Source organism: Mucilaginibacter sp. Mucisp73, assembly GCF_059491465.1.
In genome coordinates, this window is sequence record NZ_CP168507.1 from 429,532 (window position 1) to 453,366 (window position 23,835).

The 23,835-nt window shown below is 43.6% G+C and carries 19 protein-coding genes; 13 read left to right on the top strand and 6 right to left on the bottom strand.

Annotation, left to right across the window (positions count from 1 at the left end):
- Nucleotides 1-95: 95 nt before the first annotated feature.
- Entirely contained in the window at nt 96-674 is a 579-nt protein-coding gene (purN, locus tag ACEN82_RS01890) for a phosphoribosylglycinamide formyltransferase (RefSeq protein WP_090528933.1), read from the bottom strand.
- A 108-nt stretch (nt 675-782) separates the two neighbouring features.
- Entirely contained in the window at nt 783-1,289 is a 507-nt protein-coding gene (locus ACEN82_RS01895; RefSeq protein WP_413321687.1) for a lipocalin family protein, read from the bottom strand.
- A gap of 89 nt (nt 1,290-1,378) precedes the next feature.
- On the opposite strand from ACEN82_RS01895, the gene yiaK reads away from it, so the two are divergent.
- On the top strand, nt 1,379-2,362 hold the full coding sequence (gene yiaK / locus ACEN82_RS01900; RefSeq protein ID WP_413321686.1) for a 3-dehydro-L-gulonate 2-dehydrogenase: 984 nt from the start codon (nt 1,379-1,381) through the stop codon (nt 2,360-2,362).
- A gap of 25 nt (nt 2,363-2,387) precedes the next feature.
- On the opposite strand, the gene ACEN82_RS01905 is transcribed toward yiaK, so the two are convergent.
- Nucleotides 2,388-3,134, bottom strand: a complete 747-nt coding sequence (locus ACEN82_RS01905; RefSeq protein WP_413321685.1) for an RluA family pseudouridine synthase — start codon at nt 3,132-3,134, stop codon at nt 2,388-2,390.
- 60 nt (nt 3,135-3,194) lie between these two features.
- Nucleotides 3,195-4,010 carry a 3-methyl-2-oxobutanoate hydroxymethyltransferase gene (gene panB, locus ACEN82_RS01910; protein ID WP_413321684.1) on the bottom strand — a complete coding sequence of 272 codons (816 nt, stop codon included), beginning with the start codon at nt 4,008-4,010 and terminating at the stop codon, nt 3,195-3,197.
- A 348-nt stretch (nt 4,011-4,358) separates the two neighbouring features.
- Between panB and carA the strand changes: the two genes are divergently transcribed.
- Entirely contained in the window at nt 4,359-5,459 is a 1,101-nt protein-coding gene (gene carA / locus ACEN82_RS01915; protein ID WP_413321683.1) for a glutamine-hydrolyzing carbamoyl-phosphate synthase small subunit, read from the top strand.
- 123 nt (nt 5,460-5,582) lie between these two features.
- The gene (locus ACEN82_RS01920) at nt 5,583-6,080 is read left to right on the top strand and encodes a helix-hairpin-helix domain-containing protein (protein WP_413321682.1); all 498 of its coding nucleotides are present in this window, start codon (nt 5,583-5,585) and stop codon (nt 6,078-6,080) included.
- A gap of 209 nt (nt 6,081-6,289) precedes the next feature.
- On the opposite strand, the gene ACEN82_RS01925 is transcribed toward ACEN82_RS01920, so the two are convergent.
- Together ACEN82_RS01925 and ACEN82_RS01930 are read right to left on the bottom strand one after the other, a co-directional pair.
- Entirely contained in the window at nt 6,290-7,150 is an 861-nt protein-coding gene (locus tag ACEN82_RS01925; RefSeq protein ID WP_090528912.1) for a sigma-70 family RNA polymerase sigma factor, read from the bottom strand.
- Between the two features lie 335 nt (nt 7,151-7,485).
- Complete coding sequence (locus ACEN82_RS01930; RefSeq protein WP_413321681.1) at nt 7,486-9,996, bottom strand: AsmA family protein; 2,511 nt, start codon at nt 9,994-9,996, stop codon at nt 7,486-7,488.
- A 142-nt stretch (nt 9,997-10,138) separates the two neighbouring features.
- Here ACEN82_RS01930 and ACEN82_RS01935 point away from each other — a divergent pair, with 142 nt between their 5' ends.
- From ACEN82_RS01935 to ACEN82_RS01980, 10 genes are all read left to right on the top strand, one after another.
- A complete protein-coding gene (locus ACEN82_RS01935; RefSeq protein WP_413321680.1) occupies nt 10,139-10,813 on the top strand; it encodes an NAD-dependent epimerase/dehydratase family protein in 675 nt (224 codons plus the stop codon).
- A gap of 172 nt (nt 10,814-10,985) precedes the next feature.
- The gene (locus ACEN82_RS01940; protein ID WP_413321679.1) at nt 10,986-11,777 is read left to right on the top strand and encodes an alpha/beta hydrolase; all 792 of its coding nucleotides are present in this window, start codon (nt 10,986-10,988) and stop codon (nt 11,775-11,777) included.
- Nucleotides 11,778-12,203: 426 nt separating this feature from the next.
- A complete protein-coding gene (locus tag ACEN82_RS01945; RefSeq protein WP_413321678.1) occupies nt 12,204-13,910 on the top strand; it encodes a ribulokinase in 1,707 nt (568 codons plus the stop codon).
- A 7-nt stretch (nt 13,911-13,917) separates the two neighbouring features.
- Entirely contained in the window at nt 13,918-14,616 is a 699-nt protein-coding gene (locus ACEN82_RS01950; RefSeq protein ID WP_090528897.1) for an L-ribulose-5-phosphate 4-epimerase, read from the top strand.
- A gap of 2 nt (nt 14,617-14,618) precedes the next feature.
- Complete coding sequence (locus tag ACEN82_RS01955; protein WP_413321677.1) at nt 14,619-16,127, top strand: glycoside hydrolase family 27 protein; 1,509 nt, start codon at nt 14,619-14,621, stop codon at nt 16,125-16,127.
- Nucleotides 16,128-16,173: 46 nt separating this feature from the next.
- The gene (araA, locus tag ACEN82_RS01960; RefSeq protein WP_413321676.1) at nt 16,174-17,664 is read left to right on the top strand and encodes an L-arabinose isomerase; all 1,491 of its coding nucleotides are present in this window, start codon (nt 16,174-16,176) and stop codon (nt 17,662-17,664) included.
- Nucleotides 17,665-18,098: 434 nt separating this feature from the next.
- Nucleotides 18,099-19,799 carry a sodium:solute symporter family transporter gene (locus tag ACEN82_RS01965; RefSeq protein ID WP_090528891.1) on the top strand — a complete coding sequence of 567 codons (1,701 nt, stop codon included), beginning with the start codon at nt 18,099-18,101 and terminating at the stop codon, nt 19,797-19,799.
- 17 nt (nt 19,800-19,816) lie between these two features.
- Nucleotides 19,817-20,476, top strand: a complete 660-nt coding sequence (fsa, locus tag ACEN82_RS01970; protein WP_090528887.1) for a fructose-6-phosphate aldolase — start codon at nt 19,817-19,819, stop codon at nt 20,474-20,476.
- Nucleotides 20,477-20,687: 211 nt separating this feature from the next.
- On the top strand, nt 20,688-21,860 hold the full coding sequence (locus ACEN82_RS01975) for an aldose epimerase family protein (RefSeq protein ID WP_413322778.1): 1,173 nt from the start codon (nt 20,688-20,690) through the stop codon (nt 21,858-21,860).
- A 7-nt stretch (nt 21,861-21,867) separates the two neighbouring features.
- Nucleotides 21,868-23,835 (top strand): alpha-L-arabinofuranosidase family protein, encoded by a 1,968-nt coding sequence (locus tag ACEN82_RS01980; RefSeq protein ID WP_413322777.1) that lies wholly within the window; start codon nt 21,868-21,870, stop codon nt 23,833-23,835.

The window sequence follows — 23,835 nt, forward strand, 5'->3', positions numbered from 1 at the left end:
TTAATCGTAGAACTTAAATATATGTAAAAAAACTTTTTAACCCTCAAGAAAGACCTAATCTCTAACCTCCAACCTCTAATCTCTATAGATCAAAATCAGCTTTTCATCTTTTTCAACAGCGCCTCAACAACTTTCGGGAAATGATTATGCTCTAACTGCTGGCCTTTAAATTTTACGATCTCAAGCGTATCGCCCGGTTCAATTTTAAATTTCGACTGGTGGATGATCTCGCCTTCGTCAAAGTTTTCGTTAACGAAGTGAATGGTGATGCCGCTTTCCTCTTCTTTATCTTCTAATATTTTGCGGTGTACGTTATCGCCGTACATGCCTTTGCCGCCATATTTGGGTAACAGGGCAGGATGCAGATTAATAATCTTATTGGGGAATGCTTTTAACAATGATTGGGGCACAAGCCATAAAAAACCGGCAAGTACAATCAGATCAACCTGTAAATTTTTAAGCAGGCGGATAACACCGTCGGTTTCATAAAACTCATGGCGACTGAAAATATGCGAGGGTACTTCAAAGTTATCAGCACGCTGCAAAACGTAAGCTTGAGGATTATTGGTAAGTATCAGCACAACTTCGGCATCGGCATTGCGTTTAAAATGCTCCATTAACTTTTGGGCGTTTGAGCCGGAACCTGAAGCGAAAATGGCAATTCTTTTTTTCATCGATAATTTGTTTTTCAACGAAGATGAAGCTACAATAGTTTCATCGGGGCTGACTGTTTACTTGGCATTGAAACTATTAAAACCATTTTACAATTAAAAATATTAAAACTATTGGGTGGCAGTTACTTTTTGCCTGATAAACCCGTAACGCATAATGCGTCGTTTTTTTGTTGCCGAATAGTTTGGTTCAACATCCCCTGTTTCTAATACCAGCGAATAATTACCCAGGGTAACTATTTTACTGTTTGCAAATGGCTTTGAGGTACCGCCCGAAGATTTGGTGGTATCTTTACAAACAATATCTGAAATTAAATATAATTTATTGTCCGAAAGCGACCAACGGCCCACTGTCGAATCAGCGCTACATTGAAAATTGGTGTAATTGCATGAGTTATCTGCCTTGAAAGTGAAGTTTTGGATAACGTTGCAGGTTTGATTTAAGGTATCCAACGAAATTTGCGCATCGCCAACATAATTGGTAACTGTTATAGAGGCGAGTTGCCATTTTCCCGCCATTAAGGCAGGAATGTGGCTAAAGTTATCTTTCTTGCATGAATTAACAATCAGCGCAATGCTTACTAAGAACAGGAAAAACAACAGCGGAGTTCTTTTCATTTATTAAAGGCAAAATTATAAAATATGGTTGATTACCTTGCATCAGTATACTGTAATAAACGCTATAAATTAAATTTATTTCAAAACCAATGCGCGTTCCATACCAAAAACTTGAAGCCGAATTTGAAAGAGTACTATTAAGTATTGATCTGCCGCTTGCAAAAGCCCGGCAATGCGCCGCCATTTTTGCCGCCAACAGCAGGGATGGTGTTTACAGTCATGGCCTTAACCGGTTTCCTGCTTTTGTACAAACTGTAAAGGAAGGCTTGTTTAAACCGGATGCGGAAGCTGTAATGGTAAACAATCTGGGTGCAATTGAGCAATGGAACGGTAATTTTGGTCTTGGTATGTTAAACGCAAACAGGTGCATGAGCCGGGCTGTTGAACTGGCCGGTGAGTACGGCATTGGCTGTGTTGCTATCAAAAATACCAATCACTGGATGCGTGGCGGCACTTATGGCTTACAGGCGGCTGATGCCGGATTTATAGGCATCTGTTTTACAAACACCATTGCCAATCTGCCGCCCTGGGGTGGGCTCAACCCGCGGCTTGGTAATAATCCTTTGGTTATTGCAGTGCCGCGTAAGGGTGGGCATATCCTGCTGGACATGGCTATTTCACAATACTCGGTAGGTAAGCTGATGGAGAGCAAATCGCAAAATAAACCTTTGCCGCTGCCCGGCGGCTATGATCATGAAGGGAATTTAAGTACAGATGCCGATGCCATTTTGCAGTCAAAACGGATGCTGCCTATTGGTTTTTGGAAAGGGTCGGGTTTATCGCTGATGCTTGATCTGCTGGCGACACTATTAAGTGGCGGAAAATCTACCTCAAAAATCAGCGAACACGAAAAGGAGTGGGGCGTATCGCAGGTATTTATCTGCCTAAAGACAGACACTGAGCAAAATGAGCGTTTGATAAATGAAATCCTGGATTACACCAAAAGCAGCAATCCTGTTGATGGTGAACAGGTTTCATACCCTGGCGAAAATATGCTCAAAACAAGAGAGCGGAATTTACGGGATGGGATACCTGTTAATGAGGAGATCTGGGAAAGGGTATTGAATATGTGAGCCGATGGATTGACTACTGACAAATTTACCCTACCATCACTCCCTCAAATTTTTCCCAAAAGCCATCGCGCGGTACGGGAGCGATAATAGCAACCGGTTCGTTTTTTACCGGGTGTACAAACGTAAGCTTGCGTGCATGCAGGCAAATGCTTTTACGCAGGCTGCCGCGGGGATAGCCATATTTATTATCGCCTACAATGGGGCAGCCGAGGGTTGAAAGCTGTACCCTGATCTGGTGCGGGCGACCGGTTATCGGGTCAACCTCAATTAAATAGTATCCGTTTAGCTCGCCCACCAATTTATAGCTCAGCTCCGAGCGTAAGCTGCCCTGTACTTCGCGGTCATGGGCTTTGGTTACATTTTTTTGCGAGTTTTTTACCAGCCAATGTACCAGGGTGCCTTCTTCGGGAAATGGTTTTTTGCGCACTACTGCATAATAGGTTTTATGCATTTCGCGGGCTTTAAACATTTTGTTGATGCGGTCGAGCGCTTTACTGGTTTTGGCAAACAGGATCACGCCGCTTACCGGTCTGTCCAGCCGGTGTACCACGCCTAAAAAAGCGCCGTTAGGCTTGCTGTATTTTTTGGCGATGTATTTTTTTACTTTTTCATCCAAGGGCTCATCACCGGTTTCATCAACCTGTACAATGTCTCCCGCGCGTTTATTTATGGCAATAAGGTGGTTGTCCTCATAAAGAACATCCTTATCGGTAATATCGGCATTGCTATAATTAAATTCAGGACGGGCCATTTGTGTTAGTTCATGGTTCATGGTTAATAGTTCATGGCCATCATTTTTACTATGATCTATGAACTATCAACTATAGGCTAATTAATACTGTTCCTTTTCGTTAGGGAAACTGTTACTTTTTACGTCGGTATTGTAATTTTTAATCGCGTCGTGCATGATATCATACAGGTTGGAATACTGGCGTAAAAAGCGGGGTTTAAAACCTTTGTTAATCCCCAGCATATCATGGATCACCAGTACCTGGCCGTCGCAATGCTGACCGGCGCCGATACCTATTGTAGGGATTTGCAGGCTTTCAGATACTTCCTGCGCCAGTTTGGCCGGGATTTTTTCCAATACAATACCAAAGCAGCCAAGTTCCTGGAGTTTAAGGGCATCATCACGCAGTTTTTGTGCCTCGGCTTCATGTTTGGCGCGTACGGTGTACGTTCCAAATTTATATATGGATTGCGGTGTAAGGCCAAGGTGCCCCATTACCGGGATGCCGGCGGTTAAGATCCGGCTAACTGATTCGGCTATTTCAACGCCGCCTTCAATTTTAACGGCGTGTGCCCCGGCTTCCTTCATAATGCGGATAGCTGAGTTCAGCGCTTCCTTGGAGTTGCCCTGGTATGATCCAAAAGGCAGATCGATAACCACCAATGCGCGTTTAGCCGCACGTACCACAGATGATGCATGATAGATCATCTGGTCGAGCGTTATAGGCAGCGTAGTTTCGTGACCCGCCATCACATTGGAGGCCGAATCACCAACAAGGATGATATCAGTCCCGGCATCGTCGACTATGGTAGCCATCGAATAGTCATATGCGGTAAGCATAGAGATCTTTTCGCCACGAACCTTCATCTCCTGGATGGTATTGGTGGTGATACGCTTTATTTCTTTATTTACAGACATTGATAAATGTGTTATCGCAGTGCAAAGGTAAGCATGATTTCGGATTTCGGAATTTTGATTTCGAAGGTGATTTTTTGATTTCGGATTTCGGAATTTCGATTTCGGATTTTTCTATTTTTGATTTGTTATTTTGATTGGCAGGGAGCGTATTCATTACTAATAAATCCGAAATCCCACATTCGAAATCCTAAATCAAAATAAATCGGAAATCTCACATCCGAATACCGAAATTATTTTCTACTTTTGCGCCGTGAATCCGGAAGTTCCTTACTTCAATATTTCTATCAGTTTTCACGGGGCTTTGAACCAGGCGATCCGATCATTTAACCCTTTCAATTTTTTTAAGCGATGAATTATTTCACCAAATTACCGGCTATATTGCTGCTTGCCGACGGCACCGTTTTTTACGGTAAAGCTGCTGGCAAAATGGGTACTACCACCGGCGAGATTTGTTTTAATACCGGCATGACCGGCTACCAGGAAATTTTTACCGACCCTTCATACTTTGGGCAAATTATGGTAACCACCAATGCGCACATTGGTAACTACGGTATTGCTAATGAAGAGGTGGAATCGGGCAGGATCCAGATTGCAGGCCTGGTTTGCAAAAATTATAACATTGCCTACAGCCGTAAACAGGCCGATGAATCGATACAGGATTATTTCCAGGAGCAAAACATAGTTGGTATATCTGATATAGATACCCGTCAGCTTGTTCGCCACATTCGTGATAAAGGCGCTATGAATGCCATCATTTCATCAGAAATATTAGACCTGGATGAGTTGAAAGCAAAGCTTGACCTGGTACCTTCGATGGATGGCCTGGAGCTTTCATCCCAGGTATCAACTACCGAAACTTATACTTTTGGCAGCGAAGATGCTCCTTACCGTGTAGCGGTACTTGATCTTGGTGTAAAGAAAAACATCCTTCGCAATTTTGATTCGCGCGAGGTTTATGCCAAAGTGTTCCCGGCAAAAACAACCTACGCCGAAATGGAAAAAGATTTTGCTCCAACAGGTTACTTCATCTCAAATGGCCCCGGCGACCCCGCTGCTATGCCTTACGCAGTTGAAACTGTAAAGGAAATTTTAGCTGCTGATAAGCCGATGTTTGGGATTTGCTTAGGCCACCAGTTGCTGGCTTTGGCTAACGATATCCCAACTCAAAAAATGTTTAACGGTCACCGTGGTTTAAACCACCCGGTAAAAAACATCATCATTAACCATTGCGAGGTTACTTCACAAAACCACGGTTTTGGTGTAGTACCGGAAGCTGTACGCGCTTCGGATAAGGTAGAGATCACCCACGTTAACCTGAACGACCAATCCATCGAAGGCATTCGCGTAAAAGGAAAAAAAGCCTTCTCGGTGCAATATCACCCTGAGTCTTCACCTGGTCCGCATGATTCAAGGTATTTGTTTGATGACTTTATCAAATTGATGAAATAAATTTTGATCGCACCTGTACAGATTTTAAATGTGCGGATGTTCGAAAGCCTTTCAATTTAGTTTGGAAGGCTTTTTTATTTTTCATAATTCCTTTCTAAATTAGTTGTTATATCCGCCTGAATTATGAAGAAATCCATTAATCTGCTCCTTACAGCAGAAGAAAAAGCTATTCTCCGGGCTCAAAAAACCAAGATTGCCGATCTCGTTACCTTCGCCCCGGATGAAGTTGCAATGATATTAAATGCAGATGCCGAACGCGCCAGGGAGATAAATGCATTGATTGAATTTCAAAGTATCCCATCATTAGGGATCAATTTTGCGACTGAGCTGATACAGCAAGGCTATTATTCTTTAGAACAATTAAAAGGCAAAGACCCAGTTGAACTTTTTAATGCATTTGAACGCCACGTAGGCGCCTGGGCCGATCCATGTGTGGAGGATTCATACCGATTATTATCACACTATATTAAGCATGGCGACACCGGAAAAAGCTGGTGGCATTTTACCGCCGAGCGTAAGGCTTACCGGGCCGAGCATGGCTTCCCTGCAAGCCGACCTGCAAAGGCGTGGTACGAGTTGCCGCAATATCGTAAGGGGAAAGAGTTTGTGGGGAGTAAATAAAAAAGTACGGGATTGTGCGATTCCCTCCCTTGGGAGGGTGTAGGGAGGGGTTTCTTCAATTGGGCAATGTTGTATAAACCGCTCCCTGTCATTACACATTCCACCACCCCTCCCGGGGGAGGGAATTAAAAAAACATCAGCCCACAAAAAAACGCGAATGAAATTTCATTCGCGTTTTTTTTATAAAAACTCAGGCGGATATTCCTGGATTAGTTTAAGTATGATTGCAACAGGTTTGATTTTGAATTGTGGCGTAAACGCATCAAAGCCTTGTCTTTCAACTGGCGAACGCGCTCGCGGGTTAAATCAAATTTTTCACCTATTTCCTCTAATGAGTGAGGAGCGTGACCACCAAGGCCAAAGAATAACATTAACACTTCACGGTCACGTTCGGCAAGGATGCCTAACGAGCGTTTAATTTCCTGCGATAATGAATCGGCCATTACTTCTGTATCGGTGGCAGCATCAGAGCTGGCCAATACGTCAAGTAAGGTGTTTTCTTCACCCTGAATAAAAGGCGCGTCCATTGAAATCTGCCTGCCGGCGTTATTCATCGAATCGGCAATTTTATCAACCGAAATTTCCAGGTTGTCTGCAAGTTCTTCGGGTGTTGGCTGTCTTTCAAATTCCTGCTCCAGTTTTGAAGCTGCTTTGTGTATTTTGCTCAATGAACCAATTTGGTTCAATGGTAAACGCACAATACGCGATTGCTCGGCAATGGCCGACAGGATTGACTGACGGATCCACCATACGGCATATGAAATAAATTTAAAGCCTTTGGTTTCGTCAAAGCGTTTTGCCGCTTTAATTAAACCAAGGTTTCCTTCGTTTATTAAGTCGCCCAGGGTAAGGCCCTGGTTTTGGTACTGCTTAGCAACCGATACCACAAAGCGAAGGTTTGTTTTTGTCAAACGTTCTAACGCTACCTGGTCGCCCTCACGGATCTTTTGCGCCAGGATCACTTCCTCCTCAGCTGTGATCAAATCTACCTTGCCAATATCATGCAGGTATTTTTCGAGCGATGCCGATTCGCGGTTAGTGATTGATTGGGATATTTTAAGTTGTCTCATTTTTTAATACAGATTATTAAGCTAAAAACGGTTCAATAAGATACATGTGCCGGGTTAAACAACCGGAGTTAAAACAGACTACATTAAACTTTGCTTCCTTCTTTATTTGTGAACCCGGGATAAGTATTTAATATTTAAAACGAGGGTTTTCTTCTGATATTATTGCTGTAAGGAACGAGCGGTTTAAAAGTTTTAAAATAATGTGCTAACCAATAAATGTTTAATCAACATATTACCCTATAATGAACAGCACAAAGATAAACATTTATTTGCTATTATAGTGTCATTTAAACACCATGAAACAACGGCTAAAGTAACGATTGTATGCAATTAAGCTAATCTTGTTTAGGTTCAGGCGCTTGTTGGGTGTCATCTGTCTTCTGCTCATCATCATCTGCTTTTGTTTTTTTATGGTTTTTGTTCCACTTAATTTTTATTTTACCTTCATCGCCATCGGTGGCAAGTATGTGTAAAACAATGCCTTTCATACGTTTTTTATTACGTTCGGTTTCATCTGCTATTTTGCTGTCATTCTTCGGGTTGCGCAAGGGTACATCAAGGGCTATGTTAGTACCCTGCGATAGCGAATAGGTACCTTCCACATCCATGTTGAGTACGCTCGAGTTAATTTGCATGGGCGCAATTTTTATTTTATCACCATCAAGATCAAACCGGGCTTTTAAATCACCAAAAGTTATATTATCCAGGTCGCGAAAAGGGAAGGCAAATTTGCCTACGCTTTTTATGGGCGCAAAGTTTACCAATGCACCATCTGTTAAATTAACCTGTGCAAATCCTTTTATTGATTTCGGTACCAGGTCGCCGGTGTTTTTGATTCCGCCTTTAATATCAACCCTTGCCGATAGAAAACCCCGCAAGTTATCGCTGGTAAAATCCTTGAGGCCGAAGTTGTTAAACGATGCAAAGAAAGTATTAGTATTTACGTGGTTAATAGTTGTGCTAATGGCAAAATTATTGGTTGGCCCCTGCAGCACCAGGCCGCTTAAACTCAATGATCCTCCCGAGCTTTTAAGGCTTACATTGCGCATTTTCATGGTGTTGTCGGCTAAAAGGATATCGGCGTTAACGCCTGTCGCCAAAAACTTTTTATAATATACTTTGGCTAAGCGCAGATGAAGTTCGGCCTGCCCTTTATCAAAGGCGGTATTAAGTTGATTGGTAATTTTGGCATTAGACATCCTTTTGCCCGCTCCTCCGGTGCTTTTACTGCTTTCGTATCCGCGGTTGTTCAGGAAGCCTAAAAACTCGCCAAGATGTATCTGTGGACTGGTGATCTGCCATACAATCAAAATCTTTTGTGGATCGGTATAATACAGGTTGAGGAAATTGCTCACCTTACCCTGCATGTACACTACGCTACTGCCATTTTGCAGGCGGATATTATTTATATAAAGATCTTTATCGGTAAATTTTAAGGCAATGGAGTTGTTTTTGAATACGAGCCCACGAGGGAGGTAATTTACATCCGCATTTTTAATATCTACATTACCGGTAACGAAGGGTTTGGTGAATTTAAAATTTACAATATCGGCTTTATAAGCAAGTTTTAAATCAACAATGCCTTTGGTAAATTTCAGGCTTTCATCGCCAATAACCGGGTTAAGTTTGGTAACGGGAAAGCGCGATCTGAAAATCCCGGTAGCCACCGGTGTATTCAGGTTGTTGATAAATGCGGTATCAATAGTAAATGGAATATTCTTATAGCTGCCGTTAAAATGATAAAGCTTTATAACCGAGTTATCGTCATTTAAACCTTTGCCATTGATGTAGTTATTACTGAATACGCCATTAAAACTACAATCTTCAACAGTGCCGCCCCGGGTAGTTAACACATTGTTTTTAACCTTGGCCGTAACGTAAATCAACGGATCGCCGCCGCCGCCAAAACTTCCTTTCAAATCGCAGGTAACATCAATTGGCTTTTTCAGATCAAACATTTTGAGGCTTTTGGTGATGTTGGCAGCCAGTAGGTTAGCAGCATCGTTCCATAAAATTTCATCCGCTTTCAGGTTAATGGTGAAATCAGTTTCGGGCGATTTAAGATTAAACTGTGCACCCACGGTAAATGGGTTATCGCCAATGTTTAATGTATTGGGGGCAAGGTTAATAACCTGCGATGCATAATCATAACTGATATCAAAATGCCCCTTTAAAAGCCTGTTTTTCATAAAGCTTCCCTTTTTGGTATTGAAGGAAAAGCTGTTTGCTATCGTATTCAGGTCGATATCGGCGTTCCATCCTTTGGCAGGATACTCCATCCGGCCCTGAATATCGTTAACTGCAAATTTGAACAGTTTGTAAGCATGACGGTCGTCAACAACAAAGTTTACCTTGTTCAACGAAAACCTGCCAATTTGTGTGGAAGAGCTGGTTTGTTTCTCTTTTGGGTCTTTTTCAACTTTAGGTTTTGTTTTAAATATCGATGTATTGCTGTAGCCGGTACTATCGGTAAACAGGTCGATATCGGCATTGCTGATATCTATTTTATTGATCACCACTTCGCCCTTTAAAAGGGCCGAGGCATTTACGGATACTTCAAGGTCTTTGGCGGTAAGCAATGTATGATGATGTTGCGCCCAGCGGTTATCTTTCAGTACTACATCTTTCAGCTCGACAGACACCCCCGGAAAACCTTTAAATAATGTTGGATCAATAGTGCCGATGGTTAGCGTGCCGTTCAGGTTTTTATTAAGCTCGGTGGTGATCATAGCAAGCACCTTCTGTTTATTATTATTAACATAAACAGTAAGGGCAATAAACATAATTATAATTAAACCAACAAGCGCTCCGGCGATCTTTAAGGTTATCTTTAACCATTTCGGCATCTTCAACTAATTTATTGTTAAAGCGTTATGGTCATATAATTGTTTGTATTGTAACATATAATTAACATACGGTATAGGAATAGGTAAATAAATCTGCTATAAGATACAATATTTTAAAGGTATAATCGGCTACATCAGTATCATGGAAACAGCTAATAAAATAAAAGTAATTGTCACGGGTGCTACCGGCATGGTAGGCGAGGGTGTATTGCACCAATGCTTATTGAGCGATAAGGTTGAAGCAGTATTAGTTATTAACCGTAAACCCTGCGGTGTAACACATCCTAAACTAAAGGAAATTATACATACTGATTTTTTTAACCTTACACCCATTCAGGATCAGTTAGAAGGTTACAATGCCTGCTTTTTTTGTTTAGGCGTTTCGTCGGTAGGGATGAGCGAAGAAGCTTATTATAAAGTAACTTACCTGCTAACCATGCACGTGGCCGAAATTTTGAGCCGAATTAATCCGGATATGACCTTTTGTTATGTATCTGGTGCCGGTACAGACAGTACAGAAAAAGGCCGCAGTATGTGGGCCCGGGTAAAAGGCAAAACCGAAAATGATTTGATGAAGCTGCCCTTCAAACAGGTATTCAACTTCAGGCCGGGATTTATGAAAAGCTTTAAGGGGGCAAAAAATATCCTGCCATTTTATAAATACATTAGTTGGATGTACCCCATAGGCCGCCTTATTTACCCAAAGGGTTTTATTACGCTGGAGGAAGTTGGCAAAGCCATGATCAATACGGTAAACCGCGGTGCTGGTCGCTGGATATTAGATGGAAAAGATATTGTTGCCATGGCGAATAGCTAACAGTGGGTAATGATATATGGAGAAGGCTATCGTGTAAAACCCGATATATCGTAAATGTTGGGTAGCTGTATTTTAATTAATGAATTGATTAATAGTATTTTGTGTTTTTGGAGCAAGCTTTGAAATGGTGCTGTCAACAGTATTATTTATGAAACTTAAACTCCAGTAAAAAATGAACACAAAATTCATGAAAGGCCGCTTAAAAGCACATTTAATTGCGGCGACTATCTTATTAGGCAGCTTGTTTGCCTTTACTTTTAAGGCCGCTGCCCAGGCACAGCCTGTTAAAAACATTGTATTAGTGCATGGCGCCTTTGCCGATGGCTCGGGCTTTAAGGCCGTGTACAATATCCTTACAAAAAAAGGTTATAATGTTACCGTGGTGCAAAATCCGCTTACTTCTTTAAAGGACGACGTTGACGCCGCCAACCGGATCCTGGATAAACAGGATGGCCCTACGGTATTGGTAGGCCACTCTTATGGCGGTACGGTAATTACCGAAGCCGGGAATAATTCAAAAGTAGTAGCGTTAGTTTATATAGCCGCGTTTATGCCCGATAAAGGGGAAAATACGATAAAATGGGTACAGTCGGCTCCTCCGGCTCCCGAAAACGGTATTTTGCCGCCGGATGATAAAGGTTTTGTTTACTATGATAAAGCCAAATTTCATGGCGGTTTTGCCGGCGACCTAAGTAAAGCTGAAGCCGACTTCATGTTTGCATCGCAGGGGCCAACTTCGGTTCAATGTTTTGTTACGCCTGTTGCCGAAGCTGCATGGAAAACCAAACCAAGCTATGCTATAGTGGCCACCGAAGATAAAAGCATTGTGCCCGACGTTGAGCGCACGATGTACAAACGTGCCGGTGCAAAAGTAACAGAGGTAAAAGGCAGCCACGTGATTTTCATTTCGCAGCCTGAGGCCGTTGCCAAAGTCATCATCGACGCGGCAAATGGCGTTAAATAATCAGATAGTTTTTGTTACAGTTTTAAGCGGAATTGGTCGTGATTGACTGTTCCGCTTTTTTATTGGTTTGCCGGAAAAGTGTTGTCACAGGGCAAAGATGTTATTTGATTTTCCCAGTGCGCCGGCCCCGTTTTTAGCAACGGCAATGCTATATATTTTATGAGCAAATTAAACGTTTTACCACCCCAAAACAGCCAATCCGTTGTGCAAAGCTTATTTTATATTGTTAAAACAACACTAATTATTACCTGGCTGAATAGACGTACCGGTAATTTTTTTAACAGGCGCTTGAACTATGTAATGACTTTTTTACAGGCCAAAAGGTTCCTTTAAGTAAATAATGCATTTTATCTGAATAAAATTTTAAATAAAATTTTTCTTTGTCAAAAATTAAGTGTTATTTCGACAATAATTATAAATCTTTATATGAGCAATAACCAATTAGTGATCGGGGTTGATTACGGGTCTGATTCCGTGCGCTCCGTGATAGTGAACGCGGCCAACGGAGAAGAAATAGCTTCATCAGTATTTAATTATCCCCGCTGGCGCGATGGCAAGTATTGCGTACCTGCCGAAAACCAGTTCCGCCAGCATCCGCAGGATTATATCGACGGACTTAAAGCCACCATTAAAGATTGTATTGCACAGGCCGGCGGCGAGGCTATTGCAAAAAATATAAAAGGTATTTCTGTTGATACCACCGGCTCAACCCCCGTTGCGGTTGATGCTACAGGAACACCGCTTGCCTTAACTCCAGGTTTTGAAAGTAACCCCAATGCCATGTTTGTGTTGTGGAAGGATCATACTTCGGTTAAAGAAGCAGCACAGATCAATGAGCATGCTGCAAAATTTGATACCAATTATTTGAAATATGTTGGCGGTATCTACTCGTCAGAGTGGTTTTGGGCTAAACTGCTGCATGTACTAAGGGTTGATAAAAGTGTACGTGATGCTGCTGCCTCATGGGTTGAGCATTGCGACTGGGTCCCCTTCCTGTTAACCGGCGGTACGGATGTTAAAGCTATCAAACGGGGCCGTTGTTCTGCGGGGCATAAAGCCCTTTGGGCCGAAGAATTTAATGGCCTGCCTCCCGAAGAATTTTTTGTTTCCCTTGATCCGGTGCTGGCCGGTTTCAGGGATAAATTATATGAAGATACATACACGGCCGATGAAGCAGCCGGAAACCTCAGCGCGGAGTGGGCGGAGATATTGGGACTCTCAACCGATGTGATTGTAGGTACCGGCGCTTTTGACGCGCACATGGGCGCTGTTGGCGGCCAGATTGAGCCTTATCACCTGAGCAAGGTAATGGGCACATCAACCTGCGATATCCTGGTTGCCCCAACATCAGAGATGGAAGGCAAACTGGTACGCGGTATCTGCGGACAGGTAAATGGCTCGGTTATTCCGGGTATGACCGGTTTAGAGGCGGGTCAATCAGCTTTTGGCGATACTTATGCCTGGTTTAAGAATATCCTGGCATGGCCATTGAATAACCTGCTTTCACAGTCGCAGGTAATTGACGCGGCCACTGCCGAAGCGTTGAAGGAAGAAATTTCAGAAATGATCATCCCTGAATTGAGCAGGCAGGCAGCATTGTTACCCATCGAAGAAAGCAATGAGCAGGCTATTGATTGGTTTAATGGACGTCGTACACCGGATGCCAACCAGGAATTAAAAGGAGCTATTACCGGTTTGGGTTTAGGCAGCGATGCACCACGGGTATTCCGTGCGCTGGCCGAGGCTACCTGCTTTGGCGCTAAAAGTATTGTTGATCGTTTTATCAGCGAGGGTATCCCGGTTAAAGGGATCATCGGTATCGGCGGGGTAGCTAAAAAGTCACCTTTCGTGATGCAAATGATGGCCGATGTTTTGGGTATGCCTATCCGCATTCACCAGTTTAAACATACCTGTGCTTTGGGCGCTGCGATGTTTGCTGCGGTAGTTGCCGGTATCTACCCAACTATTGAAGAAGCTATGACGGCCATGGGCCGCGGCTTTGACGTGGTTTATGAGCCAAACATCGCGCTAAAAGAAGTTTATCAGCAACGCTATAACCAATACAGCATATTGGGCAAGTTTGTAGCTGCCGAAGTTGCTTTGAAAAATAATCCTGAACTGCAAAACGCTTAATAAAGACATGAGTAAATATGATCATATAAGGCTTAGTGCCTATAATGCCAATATGCAGTTGCCCAAACTGGGCCTGGTACTGTTCACTTTTGGCAACGTAAGCGCCGCCGACAGGGAATTAGGTGTATTTGCGATAAAACCAAGCGGTGTACCTTACGAGGATTTGTCGCCGGAGAAAATGGTAATCGTTGACTTTGATGGTAACACCGTTGAAGGTGACCTTCGCCCGTCAAGTGACACCAAAACACACGCTGTGCTTTATAAACACTGGGAAGGCATCAACGGTATTGTGCATACGCACTCCACCTACGGAACAGCCTGGGCACAATCGCAGCGGGATATTCCAATCTTCGGTACTACCCATGCCGATCATTTAACGGTTGATATCCCTTGCGCCCCACCCATGAATGACGAAATGATTAAAGGTAACTACGAGTATCAAACCGGTTTCCAGATCATGGAATGCTTTGAAGAAAAAGGCCTGGATTATAAAGAGGTTGAAATGGTGCTGGTGGGCAACCATGCCCCGTTTACCTGGGGTAAAACTGCCGAAAAAGCGGTTTACAACAGCGCTGTGCTGGAAGCTGTAGCCCAAATGGCCTACCTTACCGAACAAATTGATAAAAGTGCCCCCCGCTTAAAGGATGCACTAATTAAAAAGCATTACGAACGTAAACACGGACCTGATTCTTACTACGGACAATAAGCATGAGAAAGATAAAAACGTTTTTAGCCCCCCTCTTGAGAGGGGGCGCGATGGATAAGAGCGGGAGCAGGGGTGTGTTATGCGCCCGGAATAACAAAAGCGATGAACACACCCCTACCCCCCTCTCAAGAGGGGAATCGCACGGTCCCCGTTTTTTAAAATTTGCTTTTCTTATGCTGATTTGCCTGTTTTTGGGCACCCGTTTATCGGCACAGGTGGCAGCTACACCGCCAATGGGCTGGAACAGTTATAACTGTTTTGGTTCGGCAGTACATGAAGATGAAGTTAAGGCCAATGCCGATTACATGGCAGAGCATCTGAAACAACATGGCTGGGAGTATGTGGTAGTCGACTTTTTATGGTCGTACGATAACCCTCCGGGTAGCAATATAGGTAACCCTTTCCAATTACGTTTACAGGATGGTTCATATGTTCCATGGTTAACTATGGATAAATGGGGCCGCCTTACGCCGCAGCCTACTAAATTCCCTTCGGCTTTTGGTGGTAACGGCTTTAAACCGCTGGGCGATTATATTCACAGCAAAGGCTTAAAATTCGGTATCCACGTAATGCGCGGTATTCCGAGGCAAGCGGTTTGGTCAAAATCGCCGGTTAAAGGCACCAATGGCATTACTGCCGATATGGTGGCCGATACCAACTCAAAATGCCCTTGGATGAACCACATGTACGGGCTGGATATGAAAAAGCCCGGCGCCCAGGAATACCTGAACTCGCTGCTGGAGCTTTATGCTTCGTGGGGAGTTGATTTTATTAAGGTAGATGACCTTTCGCGCCCGTACAGTAATGCCGAGGTTGAAGGTTACCAAAAGGCGATCCAACAATGCGGCAGGCCGGTGGTATTAAGCTTATCGCCCGGTGAAACCCCGGTTACGCAAGCGGCTCATGCTACCAAATATGCCAATATGTGGCGCATGGCTGATGACTTTTGGGATAACTGGAAAGAGATCCTTCATATGTTTGAATATGCTAAAAGCTGGGAAGGTGTAAGCGGCCCCGGTCACTGGCCCGATTGTGATATGATCCAGATCGGTAAGCTAAGTAAACGCGGCCCGGTAGGACAGGAGCGCTTCAGCCGCTTTACCGAGGACGAGGAATATACCCACATGACCTTCTGGAGCATCTTCCGTTCGCCGCTGATGATAGGTGGCAACATGCCCGAAAACCGCGATTTTGAGCTGAAACTTTTTACCAATGATGAAGTAATTGCAGTAAATCAAAAAGGATCGAATCCTAAGCAGTTATACAAAAAAGATGGCGCCATGATCTGGTATTCGCAGATCCCCGGCAGCAAGGATATTTATGCCGCCTTTTTCAATATTGGCGATGATGACAAATCTGTATCCCTCAATTTCAAGGAACTGGGCCTGAAAGGCAAAGTAACCGTACGTGACTTGTGGAAAAAGCAGGATGTTGGACAGTATAGCTCAGGCTACCAGCAAAAAATAAACAAACACGGTGCGGCATTATTCAGGCTGTCGCCAAAAAACTAAACCAATTCACTAAATCACTCATTCGCTAAATCAATAATTAATTATAATGATCGATCTGAAAACATTTGAAGTATGGTTCATAACCGGGAGCCAGAATTTATACGGAGAAGAAACACTGAAAAAAGTTGCCGAGCACTCGCAGGAAATTGCTAAAGGTATTGACGGTGCTGCCAATATCCCAGTGCGTGTGGTATACAAACCAGTTGTTAAATCAACCGAAGAAATCTACAACACCTTACAGCAGGCTAACGTTGCCGAAAACTGTATCGGTGTTATTGCTTGGATGCATACTTTTTCGCCTGCTAAAATGTGGATCAGGGGCTTAAGCATCCTTAAAAAACCGATGCTGCACCTGCATACGCAATACAACCGTGATATTCCTTGGAGCTCAATTGATATGGATTTTATGAACCTGAACCAGAGCGCCCACGGCGACAGAGAGTTTGGTTTCATGGTATCACGCATGCGCTTGAACCGTAAAGTGGTTGTTGGCCACTGGCAGGATAGCGAAGTGTTAAAAGACATTGAAAGCTGGAGCCGTGCGGCAGCAGGCTGGTACGACTGGCAAGGCGCTAAATTTGTTCGCTTTGGTGATAACATGCGTTTTGTTGCTGTTACCGATGGCGATAAAGTTGAGGCCGAATTGAAATTTGGTTTCGCTGTAAATACTTATGGTATTGGTGATTTAGTAGCTGTAGTTGACAGCATCAGCGATGCTGAGGTTAAAGCCCTTACCGATGAGTATGAAGCTACTTATACTATGGCCGATGACCTTAAGCAAGGCGGTGCAAGGTATCAGTCGGTTTATGACGCTGCCAAAATTGAACTTGGCTTACGTAAGTTTTTACAGGACGGCGGCTACAAAGGTTTCAGCGATACATTTGAAGACCTGCACGGCATGATCCAGTTACCGGGTATTGCCTCACAGCGCTTAATGGCCGATGGCTACGGTTTTGCAGGCGAAGGCGACTGGAAAACCGCTGCCCTGGTACGTGCATTCAAAGTAATGGGTGCTGGTTTACCAGGCGGCAACGCTTTCATGGAAGATTATACTTATCACTTCGATCCGAACAATGCCTTGGTTTTAGGCTCACACATGCTCGAGGTTGACAGCAGCTTAGCTAATGGTAAAGCAGCATTAGAAGTACATGCCTTAGGTATTGGTGGCAAGGCCGATCCCGCACGTTTGGTATTTAATGTAGCCGGCGGTGCTGCGCTCAATGCTTCAATTGTGGATATGGGCAACCGTTTCCGTTTAATTGTTAACGAGGTTGAAGCCATCGAGCCGGTTGAAGATCTACCGAAATTGCCAGTTGCAAGGGTGCTTTGGAAACCACTGCCCGATATGAAAACCGGTTGCGCAGCCTGGATCTATGCCGGTGGTGCACACCACACCGCATACAGCCAAAACCTGTCGGCCGAGTTGATCAATGATTTCGCTGATATGGCTGGTATTGAGTTTTTGCGTATAGGCAAAGACACCAAGCTTGATCAGTTCAGGAACGAGATCAGGTGGAATGACGCGGCGTATAAATAGCCCCAGCCCCCTCTAAATCTCCCCCAGAAGGGGAGACTTGAAAAAAAATATAAGATGGTCGCCGAGCGGCGGCGTTTTTTTTAAAGACTTACGAAGTTTTTAAAACTTCGTAAGTCTTAAGTTCTGCGCTGTTTCGCGTTAGGGATAGAAGCGGATACCGGCCACGTGGCTAAGGCCTGTGCAGTATGAGCGGATAGCCCGGCCGCAGGCAACGCCATGTGAATTTGAGATTTCGGATGTGGGATTTCGGAGTAGTCTGAACTCGAATTCTTGGAATTAAAGAATTTGTCGAATTAGATTAGCATTCTGTTAATCCTTTAATTCGGCAAATTCAGGTTCAAAAAAAATGAGAAGAGTATAAACTTAACCAATGCTTTAAAAAGCCCTCACCCTTAAGGGGAGGGTTGGGAGGGGCAACTAATTTAAACCAAATAATGAACAAATTTTCCACTATCGATTACGTGATCTTCGTAATCTATTTTATTGTAGTTACGAGCTACGGGTACTGGGTATACAGCCGTAAAAAGATCAAAGGCGTATCTGATAGTCACGACTTTTTCCTGGCCGAGGGGTCGCTTACATGGTGGGCCATTGGTGCTTCGCTAATCGCGTCGAATATATCTGCCGAGCAATTTATAGGCACCAGCGGACAGGGTTTTGCCGTGGGTTTGGCCGTTGCAGCTTACGAATGGGTTGCTGCCATAGCGCTGATCATTGTGGCTGTATGGTTTATACCGGTATACCTCAAAAATAAGATTTTCACCATGCCGCAATTTCTGCATACGCGGTATAATGAAACGGTAAGTTTTATCATGGCCATTTTCTGGCTATTGTTGTATGTGTTAGTTAACCTAACTTCTATACTTTACCTGGGTGCATTGGCCATTAACAACTTAATGGGTGGCGGATACCTGCACGAGATCATTATCGCGCTGTCCATTTTTGCCTTGTTCATTACCCTTGGCGGTATGAAGGTGATCGGTTTTACCGATGTTATACAGGTATTGGTGCTGGTTGTTGGCGGTTTGGCTACCACTTATATAGCGCTTACTTTGGTTAGCGAGCATTTTGGTTTGGGCAAAGACGCCATGGCGGGTCTAAATAAAATGATGAGCGATGCACCAGATCACTTTAAAATGATGATGGCTAAACCTAAACCGGGCGCTCCGCAGGCAGAGATCAACAAATACCTTGCGCTGCCTGGTATTGCTATGTATTTTGCCGGTCAGTGGATAGTGAACCTGAACTACTGGGGCTGTAACCAATACATCACACAAAGGGCTTTGGGTGCTAACCTGAAAACTGCCCGTACAGGGATCCTTTTTGCAGGTTTAATGAAACTGGCTATGCCTGTTATAGTGGTATTACCGGGTATTGCTGCTTACGTATTGTACAAAAACGGTGGCTTGCAACAAGAAATGGCATCGGGTGGTCACTTTAATTCAGATAATGCTTACTCGGCTATATTGGGCTTTTTGCCAACCGGTTTGAAAGGTCTTTCTGTTGCGGCTTTGACGGCTGCTATTGTGGCTTCGCTTGCGGGTAAGGCTAACAGTATCAGTACTATTTTTACGCTTGATATTTACAAAAAACACATCAGTAAAGAGGCCAGTGAAAAAAGTATGGTTAATGTAGGCAGGCTTACTATTTTGGCTGCATTAGTGTTCTCTATCATGCTTACCTGGAAAGATCTTTTAGGCATAGGCGGCGAAGGCGGCTTCACCTTTATCCAGAAATACACCGGCTTTATCAGCCCGGGGATCTTCGCCATTTTTATTTTAGGTTTCTTCTGGAAACGTACCACAGGCGCAGCCGCTATTGCAGGTATTTTGACAGGCTTTGGCATGTCGGTATTGTTCAATAACTATGCACCAAAATTGTTTGGTAACGAAACCCTGCTTTATACAGCTTTCCCTAATGGAAAAGGCGGCTATGAGATTCCGTTCCTGATTTGTATGGGGCTATCTTTCATGTTTACCATTATTGTGATGGTGGCCATAAGCCTTGCCGGACCGAAAGTTAATCCGAAAGCATTTGAAATTCCGCGTAGTATGTTCAAGGTTGAGAAATCAACCATGGCATTAATTGTAGTTACACTTATCCTGCTTACCATGCTTTATGCTAAATTCTGGTAAGTACAATAATTTATAAAATGAAGTTTTTTATTGACACAGCCAACCTGGCACAAATTAAAGAAGCCCACGACCTGGGCGTATTAGACGGCGTTACCACCAACCCATCTTTGATGGCTAAAGAAGGTATTACCGGCCATGAAAATATCATTAACCACTACAAAGCCATTTGCGAAATTACCGATGGCGATGTGAGCGCCGAAGTAATATCGACCACTTTTGACGAGATGGTTGCCGAAGGCGAAGCGCTGGCAGCTCTTCACGAGCGGATTGTGGTAAAGCTGCCCATGATAAAAGATGGCGTAAAAGCTTTAAAGTATTTTAAGCAAAAAGGAATTAAAACCAATTGTACGCTGGTGTTTTCGGCAGGTCAAGCCCTTTTGGCGGCTAAGGCTGGTGCTACTTACGTATCACCGTTTATTGGTCGTTTAGATGATATCTCAACAGATGGTTTACAACTGATTGAAGATATCAGGCTGATTTACGATAACTACGGTTATGAAACACAGATCCTGGCAGCTTCGGTACGCCATGCTATGCACATCGTTAACTGCGCTAAGCTGGGTGCGGATGTGATAACCGGTCCGCTGAGTGCTATTACCGCTTTGCTAAAACATCCGCTTACAGATAACGGACTTGCGCAGTTCCTGGCCGACCATGCCAAGGCTGCAGGTGTTTAGTTGAAATATTTGATTTTTGAATAAGAAAGTCCCGCGCGAGGCGGGCTTTTTTAAATTAAATATTTTAAGTGTTTTTTTAACAATTATAAATTAATTTTTATACATTGGTCTCACTGATTCCCAAACCATTAGTTAAACCAATTTATTTGTTCCGGAAATTATAATAGTTAAACGGCAAATGCTTTAAAAAGCAAGCTAACAACCTCAAATTATGAAGAATAACAAGAATTTATTAATGATGTTAAGCTGTTCGGCAGCGCTTTTTGCGGCTTGTAACGGTAATCCAAAAGCAACTGATTCAACCGTGAAAGATTCGACCTCGGTAACTACCCAGTCAATACCCGATTCGGCTAATTTTGAGGCCGATGTACAGGGGCAAAAAGTTAAACTCTTTACCCTGAAAAATAACAGCGGTGCAACAGTGGCCGTTACCAATTATGGCGGCAGGCTGGTAAGCTTACTGGTACCTGATAAAGACGGTAAAGCTACCGATGTTATTTTAGGTTACGATTCATTGAAAAGCTATCAAAAACCAAAGGAGCCGTATTTCGGCGCCATTATAGGCCGCTATGGTAACCGCATTGCAAAAGGTAAATTTACTCTTGATGGCAAAGCTTACCAGTTGGATATTAACGATGGCGTAAATACCCTGCATGGCGGTTTTAACGGCTTTTACGGAAAAGTTTTTGCGGCTAAACAACTGAGCGCATCACAACTGGAACTTACCTATGTTTCAAAGGATGGCGAAGGCGGTTATCCGGGCAATTTAACTGCAACAGTGGTTTATACTTTGGGTGATGATAATGCGCTTAAAATAGAATACAAAGCTACTACCGATAAAACTACCATTGTTAACTTAACCAATCACGCTTATTTTAACCTCAATGGCGCCGGTAATCCAACCATTACTGATAACGTACTGCAAATAAATGCCGACGCTTTTTTGCCTGTGGATACCACGCTTATCCCAACCGGAAAACTGCAGCCTGTTAAAGGTACTCCGTTTGATTTTACTACATCAAAAACCATTGGTAAAGACATTGATGTGGCCGACGAGCAATTGAAAAACGGTAAAGGCTATGACCATAATTTTGTTTTGAACAAACATGATCTTACTACCCCTGTTGCTACAGTAAAAAGTACGGTAACCGGTATCACTTTGGAAGTATTTACCGAAGAGCCCGGACTACAATTTTACTCAGGCAACTTTTTAACCGGCGAAACTAAAGATGGAAAAGGCGGCAAAGCTTACCCGCACCGGTCGGCGTTTTGTTTGGAAACCCAGCATTTTCCTGATGCCCCAAACCAGCCGGCGTTTGCTTCAACCGTGTTAAAGCCAGGGCAAACTTACCATACGGTCACCATTTACAAATTCTCCAAATAAATAAGCGATGTTAAAAAGAGCTTTTTTAATGCTGTGTGCTGCCGGTACTTTTACCGCGGTGTATGCGCAAACGCAATATACTATAGCGGCTGATAAGGTGAAGGCACACATTCAGCCTACCATGTATGGGATATTTTTTGAGGATATTAACCTTGCTGCCGATGGCGGTGTTTATGCCGAGTTGGTAAAAAACCGTTCGTTTGAGTTTAACATGCCTTTAATGGGATGGAAAGAGCAGAAAAAGGATGGAGGTGACGGTCGTACTGAAGTAATAAACCGTGCTGTCGAACGCCCGGAGAATGCCCACTTTATAAAAAGCTACATCACAAGTGATGCGGGTTTCTATGGTTTCTCTAACGAGGGTTTCCGCGGGATGGGTGTTAAGGAAGGCGAGGAATACAGCTTTTCGGTAATGGCCAAACAAGATGGCGATACCAATGTAAAACTGAACATAGAGCTGCATGGCGATAATGGTGACATTATAGGTAAAGCCGAGCTTACACCAACTGATAAAGAGTGGAGCCGCTACGGCGTAAAGTTTAAATCGAGCGCTACAACGCCAAAAGCACAGCTATATGTTTGGATGAGCGGCAAGGGTGTTATTGATCTGGATATGATTTCTATGTTCCCTGAACATACCTGGAAAAACCGTCCGGGTGGTTTACGTGCCGATTTGGTACAGCGACTGGCAGATCTTAAACCCGGCTTTTTACGCTTTCCCGGTGGATGTATTGTTGAAGGACGTGAGCTGAACAATCGTTATCAATGGAAAAAAACCATCGGCCCGGTTGATAAACGCGAGAACATCATCAACCGCTGGAATACCGAATTTAAGCACCGTCCAACGCCTGATTATTACCAAACTTTCGGTTTGGGCTTTATGGAGTATTTCATGACTGCCGAGGATATTGGCGCTTCGCCGCTGCCTATCCTGAATTGCGGTATGGCCTGCGAATTCAACACCGGTGAGCTGGTACCTTTGGATAAGCTTGATCCTTATGTGCAGGACGCGCTCGACCTGATTGAGTTTGCCAATGGCGATGTCAGTACCAAATGGGGCAAGCTGCGTACCGATCTCGGTCACCCGGCACCGTTTAATTTAAAAATGATAGGTGTAGGTAACGAGCAATGGGGCCCGCAATATATCGATCGCTGGAAAATTTTCACTAAAGCTATCAAAACTAAATACCCGGATATCAAAATCGTATCGGCTTTAGGCCCATCGCCTGATGGTAAAGAGTTTGACCTGTTAAATAAAACATTCCGCGGTTTAGGTGCCGATATTTTGGATGAGCATTATTATGCGCCCGCAAAATGGTTCAGGGATAATGCCCGTCGTTATGATAACTACGACCGTAAAGGTCCTAAGATCTTCGCCGGTGAGTATGCCGCGCAAAGCAAATCAACAGTAAACCCCGATAACAAAAACAATTGGGAGTGTGCATTGTCAGAAGCCGCCTTCATGACCGGTTTGGAGCGTAATGCCGATGTAGTGAACATGGCTTCATACGCCCCGCTTTTCGCTCATGTGGAAGGCTGGCAGTGGACACCAAACCTCATCTGGTTTGATAACCTGAAAAGTTATGCTACGCCAAATTATTATGTGCAGCAACTGTTTTCCATTAATAAAGGAACAGATGTAGTGCCGCTTACCTTAAATAACGAAGTCGTAGCCGGCCAAAATGATAGCTATGCTACTGCCAGTTTAGATAAGAATACCAATGAACTGGTGATCAAATTTGTGAATACCAGCACTTCGGCACAAAATGTAAGCTTTAAGATTACCGGCTCAAAAGGTTATCAAAAACAGGCCACGGTTACTACACTAAAAGCCGATGACAAGGACGCTGAAAATTCATTGACCGCACCAACGGCAGTTAGCCCTGTTGAAAGCAAGATTAATATTTCGGGCAATACCCTGAAGCTGGCGGTTGAGCCTTACTCGTTTAAAGTAATCAGGCTTAGAAACAAATAA

Excerpts from the sequence above, each read along its gene's own strand:
- ACEN82_RS01920 (WP_413321682.1), top strand. The coding sequence starts at position 5,583 with ATGAAGAAATCCATTAATCTGCTCCTTACAGCAGAAGAAAAAGCTATT.
- ACEN82_RS01905 (WP_413321685.1), bottom strand. The coding sequence starts at position 3,134 with ATGAACCATGAACTAACACAAATGGCCCGTCCTGAATTTAATTATAGC.
- ACEN82_RS01930 (WP_413321681.1), bottom strand. The coding sequence starts at position 9,996 with ATGCCGAAATGGTTAAAGATAACCTTAAAGATCGCCGGAGCGCTTGTT.
- ACEN82_RS01980 (WP_413322777.1), top strand. The coding sequence starts at position 21,868 with ATGTTAAAAAGAGCTTTTTTAATGCTGTGTGCTGCCGGTACTTTTACC.
- ACEN82_RS01940 (WP_413321679.1), top strand. The coding sequence starts at position 10,986 with ATGAACACAAAATTCATGAAAGGCCGCTTAAAAGCACATTTAATTGCG.
- araA (WP_413321676.1), top strand. The coding sequence starts at position 16,174 with ATGATCGATCTGAAAACATTTGAAGTATGGTTCATAACCGGGAGCCAG.
- panB (WP_413321684.1), bottom strand. The coding sequence starts at position 4,010 with ATGTCTGTAAATAAAGAAATAAAGCGTATCACCACCAATACCATCCAG.
- purN (WP_090528933.1), bottom strand. The coding sequence starts at position 674 with ATGAAAAAAAGAATTGCCATTTTCGCTTCAGGTTCCGGCTCAAACGCC.
- ACEN82_RS01935 (WP_413321680.1), top strand. The coding sequence starts at position 10,139 with ATGGAAACAGCTAATAAAATAAAAGTAATTGTCACGGGTGCTACCGGC.
- ACEN82_RS01945 (WP_413321678.1), top strand. The coding sequence starts at position 12,204 with ATGAGCAATAACCAATTAGTGATCGGGGTTGATTACGGGTCTGATTCC.
- ACEN82_RS01950 (WP_090528897.1), top strand. The coding sequence starts at position 13,918 with ATGAGTAAATATGATCATATAAGGCTTAGTGCCTATAATGCCAATATG.
- ACEN82_RS01965 (WP_090528891.1), top strand. The coding sequence starts at position 18,099 with ATGAACAAATTTTCCACTATCGATTACGTGATCTTCGTAATCTATTTT.
- yiaK (WP_413321686.1), top strand. The coding sequence starts at position 1,379 with ATGCGCGTTCCATACCAAAAACTTGAAGCCGAATTTGAAAGAGTACTA.
- ACEN82_RS01975 (WP_413322778.1), top strand. The coding sequence starts at position 20,688 with ATGAAGAATAACAAGAATTTATTAATGATGTTAAGCTGTTCGGCAGCG.
- carA (WP_413321683.1), top strand. The coding sequence starts at position 4,359 with ATGAATTATTTCACCAAATTACCGGCTATATTGCTGCTTGCCGACGGC.
- ACEN82_RS01955 (WP_413321677.1), top strand. The coding sequence starts at position 14,619 with ATGAGAAAGATAAAAACGTTTTTAGCCCCCCTCTTGAGAGGGGGCGCG.
- ACEN82_RS01895 (WP_413321687.1), bottom strand. The coding sequence starts at position 1,289 with ATGAAAAGAACTCCGCTGTTGTTTTTCCTGTTCTTAGTAAGCATTGCG.
- fsa (WP_090528887.1), top strand. The coding sequence starts at position 19,817 with ATGAAGTTTTTTATTGACACAGCCAACCTGGCACAAATTAAAGAAGCC.
- ACEN82_RS01925 (WP_090528912.1), bottom strand. The coding sequence starts at position 7,150 with ATGAGACAACTTAAAATATCCCAATCAATCACTAACCGCGAATCGGCA.